At 61.7% G+C, this 15,212-nt stretch carries 14 protein-coding genes and 1 pseudogene; 11 read left to right on the top strand and 4 right to left on the bottom strand.

Going from position 1 to position 15,212, the window contains the following annotated elements; translation table 11 throughout:
• The 3 genes from HK20_RS08970 to HK20_RS08960 all read left to right on the top strand — a co-directional run.
• The coding region (locus HK20_RS08970) for a DUF736 domain-containing protein (RefSeq protein WP_086646727.1) at nucleotides 1-320 on the top strand (320 nt) is incomplete at its 5' end.
• Complete coding sequence (locus HK20_RS08965) at nucleotides 317-988, top strand: lytic transglycosylase domain-containing protein (RefSeq protein WP_086646726.1); 672 nt, start codon at nucleotides 317-319, stop codon at nucleotides 986-988. The genes HK20_RS08970 and HK20_RS08965, both read left to right, overlap by 4 nt.
• A gap of 193 nt (nucleotides 989-1,181) precedes the next feature.
• Entirely contained in the window at nucleotides 1,182-2,921 is a 1,740-nt protein-coding gene (locus HK20_RS08960; RefSeq protein ID WP_086646725.1) for a VirD2 family relaxase/mobilization nuclease, read from the top strand.
• Nucleotides 2,922-2,954: 33 nt separating this feature from the next.
• Here the strand turns inward: HK20_RS08960 and HK20_RS08955 are convergent, their stop codons facing one another.
• The 4 genes from HK20_RS08955 to HK20_RS13105 form a co-directional block, all read right to left on the bottom strand.
• Nucleotides 2,955-3,428, bottom strand: a complete 474-nt coding sequence (locus HK20_RS08955) for a very short patch repair endonuclease (RefSeq protein ID WP_086646724.1) — start codon at nucleotides 3,426-3,428, stop codon at nucleotides 2,955-2,957.
• The gene (locus HK20_RS08950) at nucleotides 3,415-4,338 is read right to left on the bottom strand and encodes an Eco29kI family restriction endonuclease (RefSeq protein WP_158093047.1); all 924 of its coding nucleotides are present in this window, start codon (nucleotides 4,336-4,338) and stop codon (nucleotides 3,415-3,417) included. Before HK20_RS08950 ends, HK20_RS08955 begins: the two co-directional genes overlap by 14 nt.
• Before the next feature lie 59 nt (nucleotides 4,339-4,397).
• On the bottom strand, nucleotides 4,398-5,555 hold the full coding sequence (locus tag HK20_RS08945) for a DNA cytosine methyltransferase (RefSeq protein ID WP_086646723.1): 1,158 nt from the start codon (nucleotides 5,553-5,555) through the stop codon (nucleotides 4,398-4,400).
• A gap of 431 nt (nucleotides 5,556-5,986) precedes the next feature.
• Nucleotides 5,987-6,136, bottom strand: a complete 150-nt coding sequence (locus tag HK20_RS13105; protein WP_198943910.1) for a hypothetical protein — start codon at nucleotides 6,134-6,136, stop codon at nucleotides 5,987-5,989.
• A gap of 173 nt (nucleotides 6,137-6,309) precedes the next feature.
• Here HK20_RS13105 and HK20_RS08935 point away from each other — a divergent pair.
• The 8 genes and pseudogenes from HK20_RS08935 to trbL all read left to right on the top strand — a co-directional run bounded on the left by HK20_RS08935 (nucleotide 6,310) and on the right by trbL (nucleotide 15,211).
• Nucleotides 6,310-8,309 (top strand): annotated as a pseudogene (locus HK20_RS08935) (conjugal transfer protein TraG).
• A gap of 7 nt (nucleotides 8,310-8,316) precedes the next feature.
• Nucleotides 8,317-8,748, top strand: a complete 432-nt coding sequence (locus HK20_RS08930; RefSeq protein ID WP_086646735.1) for a ribbon-helix-helix protein, CopG family — start codon at nucleotides 8,317-8,319, stop codon at nucleotides 8,746-8,748.
• A gap of 147 nt (nucleotides 8,749-8,895) precedes the next feature.
• On the top strand, nucleotides 8,896-9,900 hold the full coding sequence (trbB, locus tag HK20_RS08925) for a P-type conjugative transfer ATPase TrbB (RefSeq protein ID WP_086646721.1): 1,005 nt from the start codon (nucleotides 8,896-8,898) through the stop codon (nucleotides 9,898-9,900).
• A gap of 59 nt (nucleotides 9,901-9,959) precedes the next feature.
• On the top strand, nucleotides 9,960-10,253 hold the full coding sequence (locus HK20_RS08920) for a TrbC/VirB2 family protein (RefSeq protein ID WP_086646734.1): 294 nt from the start codon (nucleotides 9,960-9,962) through the stop codon (nucleotides 10,251-10,253).
• Nucleotides 10,253-10,528: a VirB3 family type IV secretion system protein gene (locus tag HK20_RS08915; RefSeq protein WP_086646720.1), complete on the top strand. Its 276-nt coding sequence runs from the start codon at nucleotides 10,253-10,255 to the stop codon at nucleotides 10,526-10,528. Before HK20_RS08920 ends, HK20_RS08915 begins: the two co-directional genes overlap by 1 nt.
• Before the next feature lie 11 nt (nucleotides 10,529-10,539).
• On the top strand, nucleotides 10,540-12,996 hold the full coding sequence (trbE, locus tag HK20_RS08910) for a conjugal transfer protein TrbE (protein WP_086646719.1): 2,457 nt from the start codon (nucleotides 10,540-10,542) through the stop codon (nucleotides 12,994-12,996).
• Nucleotides 12,993-13,796: a P-type conjugative transfer protein TrbJ gene (gene trbJ / locus HK20_RS08905; protein ID WP_086646718.1), complete on the top strand. Its 804-nt coding sequence runs from the start codon at nucleotides 12,993-12,995 to the stop codon at nucleotides 13,794-13,796. Before trbE ends, trbJ begins: the two co-directional genes overlap by 4 nt.
• A 5-nt stretch (nucleotides 13,797-13,801) precedes the next feature.
• Nucleotides 13,802-15,211: a P-type conjugative transfer protein TrbL gene (gene trbL / locus HK20_RS08900; protein WP_086646717.1), complete on the top strand. Its 1,410-nt coding sequence runs from the start codon at nucleotides 13,802-13,804 to the stop codon at nucleotides 15,209-15,211.
• The last annotated feature ends 1 nt before the right edge of the window (nucleotide 15,212 follow it).

The raw sequence follows: 15,212 nt of genomic DNA, 5'->3' as shown, positions 1-15,212 counted from the left end.
CCCGCACCGCCGATGGTTTTGCCGGTCGCGTGCGCACTCTGTCGCTGGACGCAGAACTGACCTTCGTGCCAGCGGAAAACAACGGCGCGGAACATGCGCCGGATTATCGCATCCATCTCGGTGACGGAGACACTGGGTCAGAGATCGGTGCCGGTTGGACCCGCACCGGGGAGCGCGCCGGCGAATATATTTCCATCGTCCTGGATGACCCCAGTTTCATGCAGCCGGTCCGGGCCACGCTGTTCCAGGCCGGACGTGGCGGGCGCGAATGGCAACTGGTGTGGAACCGCCCCGCGAAACGTCCGGGAGGCCGGGAATGAGCCTCCGGTTTTTCCTGTCCGCTGGCGTGCTAGCCGTTCTCGCGCTGCCGTTCTCGCCGGCCATTGTTCGGGCGCAGGGTTTCGATGACCTCGTGCGTCAGGCGGCGGAACGGAATGCGATCCCGGCGATGTGGGTACGGGCGGTCCTGCAAGCCGAAAGTGCGGGCGATCCGCATGCGGTGTCCGATGCTGGTGCGATGGGCCTGATGCAGCTCATGCCGGGCACCTGGAAAGATGTCCGGCGCACGCTCAATCTGGGGGTCGATCCCTTCGATCAACATGACAATATCGCGGCCGGTGCAGCCTATCTGCGATGGCTGCACGACCGCTATGGCGATGCGGGTTTTCTCGCTGCCTACAACGCCGGTCCCGGTCGTTATGACGAGCATCTCGCGACCGGTCGGCCACTGCCAAGCGAGACGATTTCCTACGTGGAATTCGTCACACGGCTGATGAAAAAACCATCGTTTGACCTCCATCTTCCCGCTGCCTTTTTGCCCTTTCCGGCTCGTTCCTGGGTGACGGCTGCGCTCTTCGTTTCCGGCCAGCCCGATGCGTTTCGAGCACCCACGGCACGTCATGTCGCTGCTCCCGAAAATCTCTTCGCAGGACATGCCGGGGAGAGGTCCGTCATGGTCCCACTGAAGGGATCGGATCAGGTCCAGTGAGGCGTGAACCCCCCGGAAAGCCAACAGAAAAGGGAGGGCTGGATAAAAAGCCGCACATCGCGGCTCGGTTGGGGTGTCTGTTTTCCGGGGTTTTTGAAGTCTTGTCGCGAGGTGCGTGGATTTTCCGCACCTCGCGACACGATGTCATCTCTTTGATCCGATGCGATCTTTCGCGCGGTGCGGGACATTTTTCATGAACAGGGATGAGGACTTCCGGGTTCGGCCAGGGCGTCTCCGCTCCACCCGCGCCCGGCAGGCGCGGCCCTTTGTGACGCAGGTGCTGGCGTCCGTGCAGCGGGCCGGTGGCAGGGTTTCCCGCTCGGGGAAAATCAGTGCCGGGCGTCGCTCCACCTTCGGGCGGGGCAGGGCCGCCGTCCATGCGGCCAATCGCCTGCTGACCAGCCGCTCGCGGGGCGTCGTCATCAAGGCGCGCGTCGTGCGCCACGCGCCGCGCGCCACACCATTGGCAGCACATCTGCGCTATCTGCGTCGGGAGGGGGTGACGCGGGACGGAGAGGATGCGCGCCTGTTTGGCAAGGACAGCGATAACATCCGCGCTTCGGACTTCGCGGAACGCTGCGATGGGGACCGGCATCATTTCCGTTTCATCGTCTCCCCGGAGGACGCGCCGGAGATGTCGGATCTGCGGGCTTTCGCCCGCGATCTGATGGGCCAGATGGAATCCGATCTTGGGACGAAACTGGACTGGGTTGCTGTCGATCACTGGAACACCGCCCATCCCCATCTGCACGTCATCGTCCGGGGTGTGGCGGAGGATGGGTCCGATCTGGTGATCGCGCGCGATTACATCCGTGAGGGCATGCGTGCCCGTGCCCAGGATCTGGTGACACTGGAACTCGGGCCTCGCACCGATCATGACATCCATCAGGCGGTCGAGCGGCAGGTAAATGCTGACCGCTGGACCCAACTCGACCGACAGCTTCAGAGGGATGCCGGTGAAGATGGCATCATCGCTCTCGGGCGCGCGCCGGGCGAAACGCCGGACGCCTTCGCCACGGTGAAGCTGGGTCGCCTGCGTCGCCTGGAAACCATGGGGCTGGCGCATCAGGTCGGGCCGGATTGCTGGAGGATGGACGAGAGTGCGGAGGCCACATTGCGGGAGATCAGCGAACGCAACGACATCATCAAACGGATCCATCGGGGACTGGCGGAACAGAAGATCGATCGCACCGCGTCGTCCTGGGTGCTGGCGGGTGAGGACACCACCGATCCTGTGATTGGACGACTGGTCGATCGTGGCCTCGATGACGAACTGCGCGGCACGGCTTATGTTGTCATCGATGGAATTGATGGACGCACGCATCATGTCCGTATGCCGGACCTTGAAGCCGCTGGTGACGGAGCAGTCGGCTCCATCGTCGAACTGCGACATTTCATCGATAAACAGGGCCGTGGCCGTGCCGCGCTGGCCGTGCGCTCGGACGTCACGCTGGAGCGGCAGGTGACGGCGGACGGCGCTACCTGGCTCGACCGACAGGCCATCGCGCGGGAGCCTCTTGCGCTGGCCTCCTCCGGGTTCGGCGCCGAGGTCAAGGAGGCGACGGAAAAGCGCACGGAGCATCTGGTGGAGCAGGGTCTGGCCAGCCACGATGGCGGGGGTATTCGATACGCGCGGAACCTGCTCGCCACGCTGCGCCAGCGGGAACTGGAGATGGTAGGACGGAACCTCAGCGGGAAGTCTGGGACACCGTTTCGGCAGAGCGGCCAGGGTGATCCCGTCACAGGCACATATCGGCAGCGTTTCAATCTGGCGTCGGGCCGGTTCGCCATGATCGATGACGGGCTGGGCTTCGAACTGGTGCCATGGTCGCCCTCGCTGGAAAAGCAGCGCGGACGGGAAGTGTCGGGCATCATGCGCGGTGATGGAGGGATCGACTGGTCGTTCGCGCGGAAACGCGGGTTAGGTCTTTGACTGGGATGAGATGTATGTTGGCGGCTTATCACTTCAAAATAATTGCGTCTTAGGGGCGTCGGTATTCGAAGTGATACATTCTAATTGTTTCTTCGTATTTGTGATCGTGGATTGTATTGTCGAGGGTGTCGTCTGACACTCCCATATTGTTATAACTTTCCAGCCTACCTCCTCCAGGAGAGACTTATTGCGTCGGTCGCGAGCGGCGTTTGCTTCAAGTTTGGGCTCCCAAAATTCTAACCGTGATTTGGGTAGCCGGGCGAGTTTGCAATTCGGATCTGAATGGCGGTGCCAGAAGCATCCGTGGACGAAGATGACCGTTTTCCGAGAACGAAAAACAATATCCGGATGTCCCGGAAGGGATTTGTCATGGAGACGATATCGAAAGCCCGCCGCGTGCAAAGCGCGGCGGACGCGAAGCTCGGGTTTCGTATTCTTCCCCTTTACCAAGGCCATTTGGGCGCTTCGTTCCGGAGAGACGTGCTCTTTCACTTTAATCCGTGCCATCGTCCTCTGGACCTGGACCTCGGAAATTCACGGGTGGTTTAAGCTCTTCCGTCTCCGTCTCAAGTGCAACCGTATCATCCTGCCGAAATGCGACCAGCATTTCCTCAAGGAGTTGCTCGTGACTTCGACGCGGTGGCGTGCGCTCCAGCAATTCGCCAATACGACGCTGAATTTCGCTTGGGGAGAGCGCGTCTTCCTGCTTCTCGTCCGTTGTGTCGGCGGCCCATGCTTTGCCGGGATGAATCACGTGCCATGGTGACCGTTTATTTTTTCGGGTTTTATGGGAATCCCCATGTTTGCTCATGCCCCAGCAGACTTTCGTCTCGCTATTCCATAATGGCCAGAAAGTGGAAATGAGATGTCGTTCGGCGACAAGCTGGGCGTTTGTGGCGCATACCAGACGACGGCATTCGAAATCTTTCAGGCGAATAGGAAATAATCCGTCGGGAAGATGATTTTCATGGGCATGCGCGTCAGCCGCTCGAATGGTTTTCGCGTGCTCTTTCAGTCGAGAGGTAAGTTTCGATCCTTGTTCCCGTGGAGTGCTCGCCTCGGGAGTCTCTGGATCAGCCTTTCCCACGTAGATCGGAGTTTCGGTGTGGCTGATGGCTTCATAGAATGGGTGATCGCCATTGTAGTAGATCGCGTAGACACCGGAACCATAGGCGTCTGGCACGGAGGCGAGCGGCAGCCGTGGTTGAGCCAGGAGAGCAAGGGCGACCATTCGGCCGACTGTTTTGGGATCGCCGGGGTCAAACGACGCCTTTGGTAGTTTAACCGTATCGGTGCTCTCGCGAGCGGTGTCTACTTTCTCGGCGAACTTGGTCAGTCCGTTCCGAAGCTTGCGCGTGGCATGAGCGGGCAGATCGGTGGACGCCAGACGAATTAACTCATCAAGGCCGTTTTCCAAGTCGGCTAATACCTTCTCGGGTGAGCTATCATTTGTCCCGAGAGCCGAGTTTGGCTGCTTCAGGCGGCCCGCCGTGCCCCGTCCGCTCGCGCTAGTAGTCTTTTTAACCAAAGTCCCGCAGCCTCTCCGAGCTGCGCTGGAACGGCGTTCCCAAGTTGACGCATGCTCTCGGTCCATGATCGCGGAAAAACATACGAGTCGGGAAGCCCCACAAGGCGTGCCGCCTCGCGAGTGGTGAAATAACGGACCCCACCATCATCGAGCACCGCCATGTTTTCGCCGCCGGGAACGCCATGATCGCCCGCTTTTAGGGCCTTGGCGGGGAGATCCAGAGGACTGCCGGTGTGTCCAGGGTAAACACGCGCACCTGGCTGATAGACGTGGTTACTCTCGCCGTTGGGCTCTCCGAGACCGAGCAGAGCGTCACGTACCGTAACCCATGGAAGCCCGATAGGTTCGACGTTCGATGCTTTGAGACGAGCCACGCGCGCCGCGTCAACCCCAGTCACGGGAGCGGTCTTCGTTGGGAGGCTATGTCGGGACCAGTACGTTCCCGTTACATATTGCTCCCAAAGCAGCCGATCTCGCGAATGAGTCGGAGACATGGGTTCGGGATTGATGCCAAGACGCGAGGCGATGCCAAAAATAAGGACGCGATGACGTATCTGCGGCGCGCCGTAATCAGCCGCGTTCACGACCTGCACCAAAACCTGATAATCCCCAAGGCGATCGATCTGTAGGAGGCGCTGAAGATGCCCGGCGTAAGTCTCGTTTTCCCGGCGCGTCATGCGCGGATGACGGAGGTGTGACGCGATCCATTCCAAATAGCTCTGGAACTTGGGGCCAGCGAGATTGCGGACGTTCTCGAACAAAAAAGCATCAGGTCGGGTTTCCCGTACCGCGCGAATGGCTTCCGGCCACATGTCGCGATCATCCTCGTGGCCGCGCTTCTTGCCACCGATGCCGAAAGGCTGGCACGGTGGGCCACCAGAAACCACCCTAAGCTTACCCGCGAGGGGTGACCAATCAATGTCTCGGACGTCGGTCTCGCCGCTAATCGGCCATTGCGCCACATGTTTGATGCGTCGCCGCTTATTATGCAGCAGGGTCGCAACAGCCTCGTTATTCCATTCCGCGAGGAGCGCGTGCTCGAAACCGGCGCGGGACATGCCGAGAGCGAGGCCGCCACATCCACAGAATAACTCCGCGCTAAGCATTGGTCTCTCCAAGGGCCAATGGGAGAAGGGGGCCGCCGTTTTCCTGCTCGATAAGTCGCTCACATGCTCGCCGCACAAGCCAAGCGGTCGTCATTCCATACTTGCGCGCGATGCGTGCCATTTCCGCGTGTTGCTGCTTGGTCAGGGTGGCGGTGACCCGATGCGCGTCTTTTCCGTCCTTGCCCATCACATGCTCCGATTCTATCCGCGGCTATCCGCATCTCCTCAATGTTTGGCTTCTCAACGCTCAAATCGCAACCAGAGATTTGAATGATCTCTTTAAAATTTTCATTAGAACATATAGAGAACATGATCAACGTTGGAAGCGGGTCTGGCTATGACGCGGCCTATACCGCACTCAAAGTGATTGTTCTGGATATGGATACCGAGCGGGATCCCGGTTTCGGTAGATCGCGAATTGCGGCATCGGATCAGAGCGTCGAGAACTCGTCACTCAGCAAGCCGTGCCGAATGTGCAGATTGTTCACCGCGTCGATCACACCGTCGAGCTTCCTCTGCTCTTCCGTGTCTTGCTGATCGACAGTGTCGTTAGACCAGAGCAGGTTCCGTGGGCCAGTCATGGCGCGACTCCTTCCGAGGGATATTCCGCGTATGATGGATGGGGTTGTCTGTAGCCCGCAATGCGCAAGTATTTTTTCGCTTCTGCCCGCCACAGTACGACGACCATCGGATCCTGATTGCGTCCCGGAAAATCCCGGTTCTTCGCTGTCTCCCATAACAAGGGGAGGACACGATGGATCAGCCGGGAACACGTATCCAGTGGGGGCAGGTGCTCGTGGTCCTGTCCATGATCGTGCTGTCCTGGTGGACGGCCACACAATGGACGGCCTGGGAACTGGCGTTCCAGCCGGAACTCGGCCGGCCGTGGTTCACGGTCCTGCATCGCTGGCCGGTCTATGCCCCGCCGCTGTTTTTCTGGTGGTGGTACGAGTTCGACGCCTACGCCCCGGCGGTCTTCGCACGCGGCGCCTGGATCGCGGGTTCCGGCGGGGTTCTGGCCTTCGCAGCCGCCGTGGCTCTGTCTGTTCATCGTGCCCGTGAGGCGAAGCGCGCCGCGACCTATGGCTCTGCCCGCTGGGCCGAAGATGCTGAAATCCGCGCGGCGGGGCTGCTGGGCGAAGATGGCGTTGTGCTGGGGAAATACCGCCGGGCCTATCTCCGGCATGATGGCCCCGAGCACGTTCTGACCTTCGCGCCGACGCGCACCGGCAAGGGTGTGGGCATGGTGATTCCCACGCTCCTGACCTGGCCGGGTTCGGCCATCATCCATGACATCAAGGGCGAGAACTGGCAGATCACCGCCGGTTTCCGGAATCGCTTCGGGCGGGTGCTGCTGTTCGATCCAACCAACCCGGCGTCCTCGGCCTACAACCCCCTGCTGGAGGTCCGGCGTGGGGCGTCAGAGGTCCGCGACGTGCAGAACATCGCCGATATTCTGGTCGATCCCGAAGGATCGCTGGAACGGCGCAACCACTGGGAAAAGACCTCCCATGCCCTGCTGGTCGGGGCGATCCTGCATGTGCTCTATGCCGAGGACGATAAAACCCTCGCCGGGGTGGCGAAATTCCTCTCCGACCCCAAGCGGTCGATCGAGGCGACCCTGTCGGCCATGATGCGGACATCGCATCTCGGGGAGGCGGGGCCACACCCCGTCGTGGCGTCCGCCGCGCGGGAACTGCTCAACAAATCGGACAACGAGCGCTCCGGCGTGCTCTCCACTGCCATGTCGTTTCTTGGCCTCTATCGCGATCCGGTAGTGGCGACAGTAACCAGTCGATGCGAATGGCGGATCAGTGACCTGCTGGAGGGTGACCGGCCTGTCTCGCTGTATTTCGTCATCCCGCCCTCGGATATCAGCCGCACTAAGCCGCTGATCCGTCTGATCCTCAACCAGATCGGGCGGCGGCTGACGGAGGATTTATCCGGCCGCGCGGGACGGCGTCGCCTGCTGCTGATGCTGGATGAATTTCCTGCCCTTGGCCGGCTGGATTTCTTCGAGAGCGCGCTGGCCTTCATGGCGGGCTACGGGATCAAGGCGTTCCTGATCGCACAGTCCCTCAACCAGATCGATAAGGCGTACGGCCAGAACAACAGTATTCTCGACAACTGTCATGTCCGGGTGAGTTTCGCCACCAACGACGAACGGACCGCGAAGCGCGTGTCCGACGGGCTGGGGGTAGCCACTGAGATCCGCTCGCAGAAGAACTATGCCGGGCACCGGCTGTCGCCTTGGCTGGGGCATCTCATGGTTTCGCGTCAGGAAAGCGTGCGACCCCTGATGACGGTGGGTGAGGTGATGCAGCTTCCGGCGCGGGATGAGGTGGTCATGGTGGCAGGCTGTCCGCCGATCCGCGTGCGGAAGGCGCGGTATTTCCGGGACCGACGCTTCGTCGAGCGCGTTCTGCCGCCGCCGGATCCCACGCAATTGCCACGGCCCGTGCGACCTGATGACTGGAGTGGCCGCCCGTCTCCTGTCACTCCGCCACCGGAGCAGCAGATGTCGGCGGCGGAGCCTGACAGGCCCGATGATGCCGATAGCGATGAAGCGCTCGGCACGGGGCGGAAGTGGTCGCGCGAGCATGATCCGGCGGAGACCGGCAAACGCAAGCGGCGTGCAGCACCGGACCTTTTTGGCGAGGAGCCTTCGCCGATCCGGAAGCACGGGATCGCGCCAACCTGACACGGATTGCCCGGCAGGCTGGGCTCGACCGTGGCAATGACCTTGGGTTGTGAGGGTGCAATGAGAACATCCCCGAAGAAGGTACGGCTGTCGGTCTATCTGGAGCCGAAACTGCTGGATGCCCTGACCGCGCACGCTACGCGGCGCGATCTCTCCCTGTCCGTGGTAGCGGAAGCCGCCATTGCGTCCTTTCTGTCACCCGATGCCGACGAGCGACGGGAAGCGTCGATGAGCCGCAGGTTAGACCGCCTTGACCGGCAGGTCGCCCGCATGGAGCGCGATCTTGGGATCAGCCTTGAGACGCTGGCTTTGTTCATCCGCTACTGGATGACGGTCAGCCCGCCCTTGCCGGAACCAGCAGCCGCTGCCGCGCGGGCGCAGGGGGTGGAACGCTACGAGGCGTTTGTGGCGGCTCTCGGTCGACGACTCAGCCGGGGGCCGGTCTTTCGGCAGGAAATTCCCGACGATGTGCCTCCAGCGCCAGAAACCTGATCCCGCAATTCGTAAGTAAAAACCGCATCCGGTACGATCCTGTACTATGGCTGGAAAATACTGTTGAAATCGGGAGAAAACAGCACTCTCTAATTGTCCCCGTCGTCGTCCGGAGAGGCCGGATGGCCCGCAGAGACGGGGATTTCCATGGCGGTCACATCGATTGACAGTGGTGCGCGCCAGCGTGGCATGTCCATGCTGCGCACGGCGATGGGACCGGCTATTGCCCGGCACCTCGCTGATCCTGCCATTGTCGAGGTGATGCTCAATCCCGATGGGCGGCTGTGGATTGACCGTCTGTCCGAGGGGCTGGGTGATACCGGGGAGACGATCACATCGGCTGATGCCGAACGCATTGTACGGCTGGTGGCGCACCATGTCGGGGCAGAGGTCCACGAGGCAGCCCCACGCGTGTCGGCGGAATTGCCGACCGGTGAGCGGTTCGAGGGTTTGCTCCCACCCGTAGTGACGGCCCCGAGTTTTGCGATCCGCAAGCCCGCTGTCGCGCTGTTCACCCTCGATGATTATGTCGAAGCCGGGATCATGGCAGCAGGCCAGGCGGCATATCTTCGCCAGGCAGTTGCAGACCGGAAAAACATCCTGGTCGCGGGTGGCACATCCACGGGCAAGACCACGCTGGTCAACGCCCTGCTGGCCGAAGTCGCGAAAACTGACGATCGCGTCGTGCTGATTGAGGATACGCGCGAACTACAATGCCGCGCACCCAATCTCGTGTCGCTCCGCACCCGTGATGGCGTCGCCACGCTATCCGAACTGGTGCGCTCGGCCCTGCGCCTGCGGCCTGACCGTATTCCCATTGGCGAGGTGCGCGGCCCCGAGGCGCTCGACCTCCTCAAGGCGTGGGGCACCGGCCATCCCGGCGGGATCGGCACACTTCACGCCGGCACCGCCATCGGTGCCCTGCATCGCATGGAGCAACTGATTCAGGAAATCGTCGTCACAGTGCCCCGTGCGCTGATCGCCGAGACCATCGACGTCATCGCCGTGCTGTCCGGACGTGGTACGGCCCGTCGCCTGTCCGAACTGGCTGAAGTCGACGGCCTGGATCCCGTGACGGGAGCCTATCGCATCCGGCCAGTCAGCTTGCCCTCTTCCAAAACATCAAGATCTGCCAATGGAGAGTCATCATGAGGCCGCCTTCACGTCTGCGCGCTGTTGCACGTCCTGATCGGCATGTGCCGGATATTCGCATGTTCGGAGCGTCCACGCTTCTGTCGCTAGTTTTTGTGTCGTCAGCCTGGGCGTCCGGCTCCGGCATGCCGTGGGAAAACCCGCTCAACGAAATCCTGGAATCCGTGCAGGGACCAGTGGCCAAGATCGTCTCTGTGATCATCATCACCGTGACCGGTCTGACCCTGGCCTTCGGGGAAACATCCGGCGGGTTCCGTCGCCTGATCCAGATTGTCTTTGGGCTCAGCATCGCTTTTGCCGCCAGCTCGTTTTTTCTGTCCTTCTTCTCCTTCTCGGGCGGGGCGCTGATCTGATGGCGGGCTATGACGATGATGCGGTGCCGGGCTTTCATGTCCCGGTCCATCGTTCCCTGACCGACGCGATCCTTCTGGGTGGGGCACCCCGCGCGGTCGCCATCGCCAACGGCACGCTGGCGGCTGCGATCGCGCTGGGTCTGCGCCTGTGGCTGATCGGCGCGGCATTCTGGATCGTGGGACATACACTCGCGGTCTGGGGCGCCAGGCACGATCCGTTCTTCATTGAGGTTGGACGGCGGCATCTCCGCTATCCCGCCTGGCTGCGGGCATAGGGAGACCGGCCATGATGTCCCTTGGCGAATACCGCAATAGACATTCCCTCCTGTCCGACTTCCTGCCCTGGGCGGCACTGGTCGGGGATGGTGTCGTCCTGAACAAGGACGGTTCCTTCCAGCGCACGGCAAAAATTCGTGGCCCTGATCTGGACAGTGCGACACCGGCCGAACTGGTCGGCGTGACCGGGCGGCTGAACAACGCCCTGCGTCGTCTTGGTTCAGGTTGGGCTGTGTTCGTGGAAGCGCAGCGTGTGCCGGCGACCCTCTATCCCAACAGCGATTTTCCCGATGCGGCCAGTCAGATGGTCGATCTGGAACGCCGGGAGCAGTTCGAGGATGAGGGTGCGCATTTTGAGAGCCGGTATTTCCTCACCCTGGTCTGGTTGCCGCCTGCGGAGTCTTCTGACCGGGCTGCCCGGTTTCTGTATGAGGGCAGGGAGCATGACGGACCCGATCCACATGGCATGCTCCATGCCTTCATCGATCGCAGCGACCGGCTTCTTGCCCTGCTGGACGGATTCATGCCCGAGGCGGCATGGCTGAACGATGGCGAAACGCTGACGTATCTCCATTCCACCATTTCGACACGGAACCAGCGCGTCAGGGTGCCGGAAATCCCCATGCATCTCGACGCCCTGCTGGTGGATCAGCCGCTCTCGGGCGGTCTGGAACCGAAACTCGGGGATGCGTACCTGAAAACCCTGACGATCACTGGGTTTCCCAGCCGGACCTTCCCCGGCATTCTCGATGATCTGAACCGGCTGGCGATGCCTTATCGCTGGTCGACGCGTGCCATCCTGCTGGACAAGACCGATGCGACGAAAGTGCTGACGAAGATCCGGCGTCAGTGGTTTGCAAAGCGCAAGAGCATTGCGGCCATTGTCCGCGAAGTCATGACCAACGAGGCATCGGTTCTGGTGGACAGTGATGCCGCCAACAAGGCGGCAGATGCTGATATCGCGTTGCAGTCGCTCGGTGCTGATGATGTCGGGCAGGCCTATATTACCGCGACCGTGACGGTCTGGGACAGCAGCGCCAACATTGCGACCGAAAAACTCCGTCTTGTGGAAAAGATTATCCAGGGGCGCGACTTTACCTGCATGACGGAAAGCCTGAACGCCGTGGAGGCATGGCTTGGGAGCTTGCCCGGCCATGTTTACGCTAATGTGCGCCAGCCGCCGGTCTCGACCCTAAATCTCGCACATATGATCCCGCTCTCCGCGGTGTGGGCGGGACCGGACCAGGACGTGCATTTCAAGGCGGCGCCGCTGTTCTACGGAAAAACGGCAGGGGCGACACCATTCCGGTTCTCGCTCCATGCCAGTGATGTCGGTCATACCTTGATCCCGGGACCGACGGGGGCGGGTAAGTCGGTGCTGCTGGCGCTGATGGCGTTGCAGTTCCGCCGCTATCAGGGCGCGCAGATATTTGCCTTCGATTTCGGCGGCTCCATGCGCGCCGCTGCGTTGAGCATGGGCGGAGACTGGCACGATCTCGGGGGTGGCCTGACGGATGACGACGCCTCGGGTGTGGACGGTTTTCCCGGTGTTTCACTCCAGCCACTGGCGTGGATCGATGATGCCGACGAGCGCAAATGGGCCAGCGAATGGCTGGGACAGATCATGGTCACTGAAGGGATCGCGCTGACGCCAGACGTCAAAGCATACCTCTGGTCGGCCCTGAATTCCCTGGCGTCATCGCCGGTTCAGGAGCGGACCCTGTCCGGTCTGGTGGCACTGCTCCAGTCCAATGCTCTGAAGCAGGCGCTGGCCCCCTACTGTCTGGGTGGTCCCTATGGTCGCCTGCTGGATGCGGATACCGAACGGCTGGGTGATGCCGATGTGGTGGTGTTCGAGACCGAGGGGCTGATTGGTTCCGGCGCGGCATCATCCGTTCTGTCCTATCTGTTCCACCGCATCGAGGGACGCCTGGACGGTCGTCCGACCCTGCTTGTGATCGACGAGGGCTGGCTCGTTCTGGATGACAGGAATTTCGCTGGCCAGTTGCGTGAGTGGCTGAAAACCCTGCGCAAGAAGAACGCCAGCGTCATCTTCGCTACGCAGTCCCTGTCGGATATCGCCAATTCACCCATCGCCCCGGCCGTGGTGGAAAGCTGCCCGACGCGGATCTTTCTGCCCAACGAACGTGCCATCGAGCCGCAGATTATGACCATCTATCGCGACTTCGGTCTGAACGACCGCCAGATTGCCATCATCGCGCGGGCTGCCTCGAAGCGGGAGTATTACTGCCAGACCCAGCGTGGCAACCGGCTGTTTGAACTCGGCCTCGGTCCGGTGGCGCTGGCGTTGTGTGCGGCCTCCGGCAAGGACGATCACCGGTTGATTGATGCCGTGCTCGCGAAGCACGGGCGGGACGGTTTTCTCCCCGCCTGGTTCGAGGCGCGCGGCGTGTCATGGGCGGCCGATCTTCTACGTGACGATCGCGGATCGGAGGGCGGGCCATGACAGCAAAATCTTTCCGGCCTTCGGCTGAATTTTTCGGTCGCGCGAGCGAAAAACATTTCCGCCGGAGTGTCCTTCTCACTTCTGCAATGCTGGCGGTCGGTGGGACGTTCTCTCCCTTGCGTCCGGCGCACGCGCAATGGGCAGTCTATGACGGGGCGAACCATGTCCAGAACGTGCTGATCGCGGCCCGCACGCTCCAGCAGATCGACAACCAGATCACCTTTCTCGCCAATCAGGCCCAGATGCTGGTCAACCAGGGACGCAATCTGGCGAGCCTGCCGCTGTCCACCTTGTCGACGCTGCAATCAACGATTTCCCAGACGACGGCCTTGCTCGCGCAGGCGCAGAACATCGCCTACAGTGTGCAGTCGGTCGAGCAGCAATACCAGCAGGCTTACACGTCCGTCTCGTCGGGCATGTCCGACAGCGCCCTGTTCAGTCAGGCGCAGACGCGGTGGCAGAATTCCGTGGGTGGGTTTGAGGATGCCTTGAAGCTGCAGGCGCGGGTGGTGGGCAACATCCCCAGTGACAGTTCGGCCATGAGCCAGCTTGTGTCTTCCAGCCAGACCTCCACCGGGGCGTTGCAGGCGGCACAGGCTGGAAACCAGCTTCTGGCTCTGCAATCCCGCCAGTTGTCCGACATCCAGGCGGAACTCGCCGCCAACGGCCGCGCCACCGCCCTGCAACAGGCGCGGGATGCCGCGACGGAAGCGGAAAGCGAGGCGCAGTATCAGCATTTCTCCCAGCATGACGCCTATGTGCCCGGCACGGTGTCCATGTTTGGCAGCAGCGGGAACTGAAGGTCATGGCAATGGGCGACGTTGGCGTTATCGATAGTTTCCTGAACACTTTCACGACCACCATCGATACCGGGTTCGGTCTGGTGAAGGGCAACGTGATCTCGCTGGCCGGAACGCTGTCTGTGCTGGATATCGCACTGGCCGGGCTGTTCTGGGCCTGGGCTGCGGATGAGGACATCATCCAGCGTTTGGTGAAGAAGACGCTTTATATCGGATTTTTTGCTTTTTTGATCAATGATTTTGACCATCTGTCGAAGGTGATGTTCGACAGTTTTGCTCAGCTTGGTCTGAGGGCAGGGGGCGGAACGCTGGCGCTTTCGGATTTCCTGCGTCCCGGTCGTCTGGCGTCAACCGGCTTCGATGCGGCCCAGCCACTTCTGGACTCTGTACATAATCTTCTCGGCCCGGTCGCCTTCTTTACGAATTTCATCCAGATCTTCGTGCTCTGTCTGTCCTGGCTGATCGTGCTGGCGGCGTTCTTTATTCTGGCCGTGCAGCTTTTTGTCGCCCTGATCGAATTCAAGCTGACCACGCTGGCAGGATTCGTGCTGATCCCCTTCGCCCTGTTCAATCGCACCGCCTTTCTGGCCGAGAAGGTGCTAGGAAATGTCGTGTCCTCGGGCGTGAAGATCATGGTGCTGGCGGTCATTTCCGCCATCGCTTCGGTGCTCTTCAAGCAGTTTACGACGTCCTACGGCGATGCTGTTCCCACGGTCGGACAGGCTACCTCAGTGGTGCTGGCCTCGCTCGCGATTGTTGGGCTCTCCATTTTTGGCGGCAGCATTGCCAATGGGCTTATCTCCGGCGCACCCCAGCTTGGAGCAGGGGCCGCCGTTGGCACTGGTATGGCGGTGGGCGCGATGGGCGCTGCGGCGGTCGCCGGTGTGGGAGCCGTCGCTTCTGGCGGTGCCGCAGCCGTTGGCGCGACCGCCGCTGCTGCACGTGGCGGGGCTGCGATCGCCGGGGCCGCCACGTCAGCCTATTCGGCCGGAGCCGCTGGCGGCGCGGGCAGCATGGCCGCCGGCATCGGAGGCATGGGCCGGGCTGTCGGCGGGAATATCGCGAATGCGGCAAAAGGGGCGGCCTCGCGTGCAGGCACATCTCTCAAGGAAAGCTACGCCGCCGGCGGTCGATGGGCCGCGCGCGGGATGGGGGGCGACAGTCCAACGGGCGATGGCGGTGACGGCAGTTCATCTGGTGGTGGTGGTGACCCCACGGGTAGCGGCCCTGCCGGTTCTGGTCCGTCTGGTCCCGATGGCGGTTCCGGTCCGACAACCGGCGGCGAGCCACCGCGCTGGGCACGGAGCATGAAGCGCCGCAATGCTGCCACCCATGCCGCCGAGGCGGCTCATGTCATCCGCTCCGCCGATGGCGGAGGCGGGTCGGCGTCCATCGATCTCTCGGAAAAGGAATAAA

The sequence above is a fragment of the Acetobacter sp. DsW_54 genome (assembly GCF_002153575.1).
GTDB lineage: Bacteria > Pseudomonadota > Alphaproteobacteria > Acetobacterales > Acetobacteraceae > Acetobacter > Acetobacter fabarum.
This window is presented reverse-complemented; position numbering and strand designations above follow the sequence as displayed.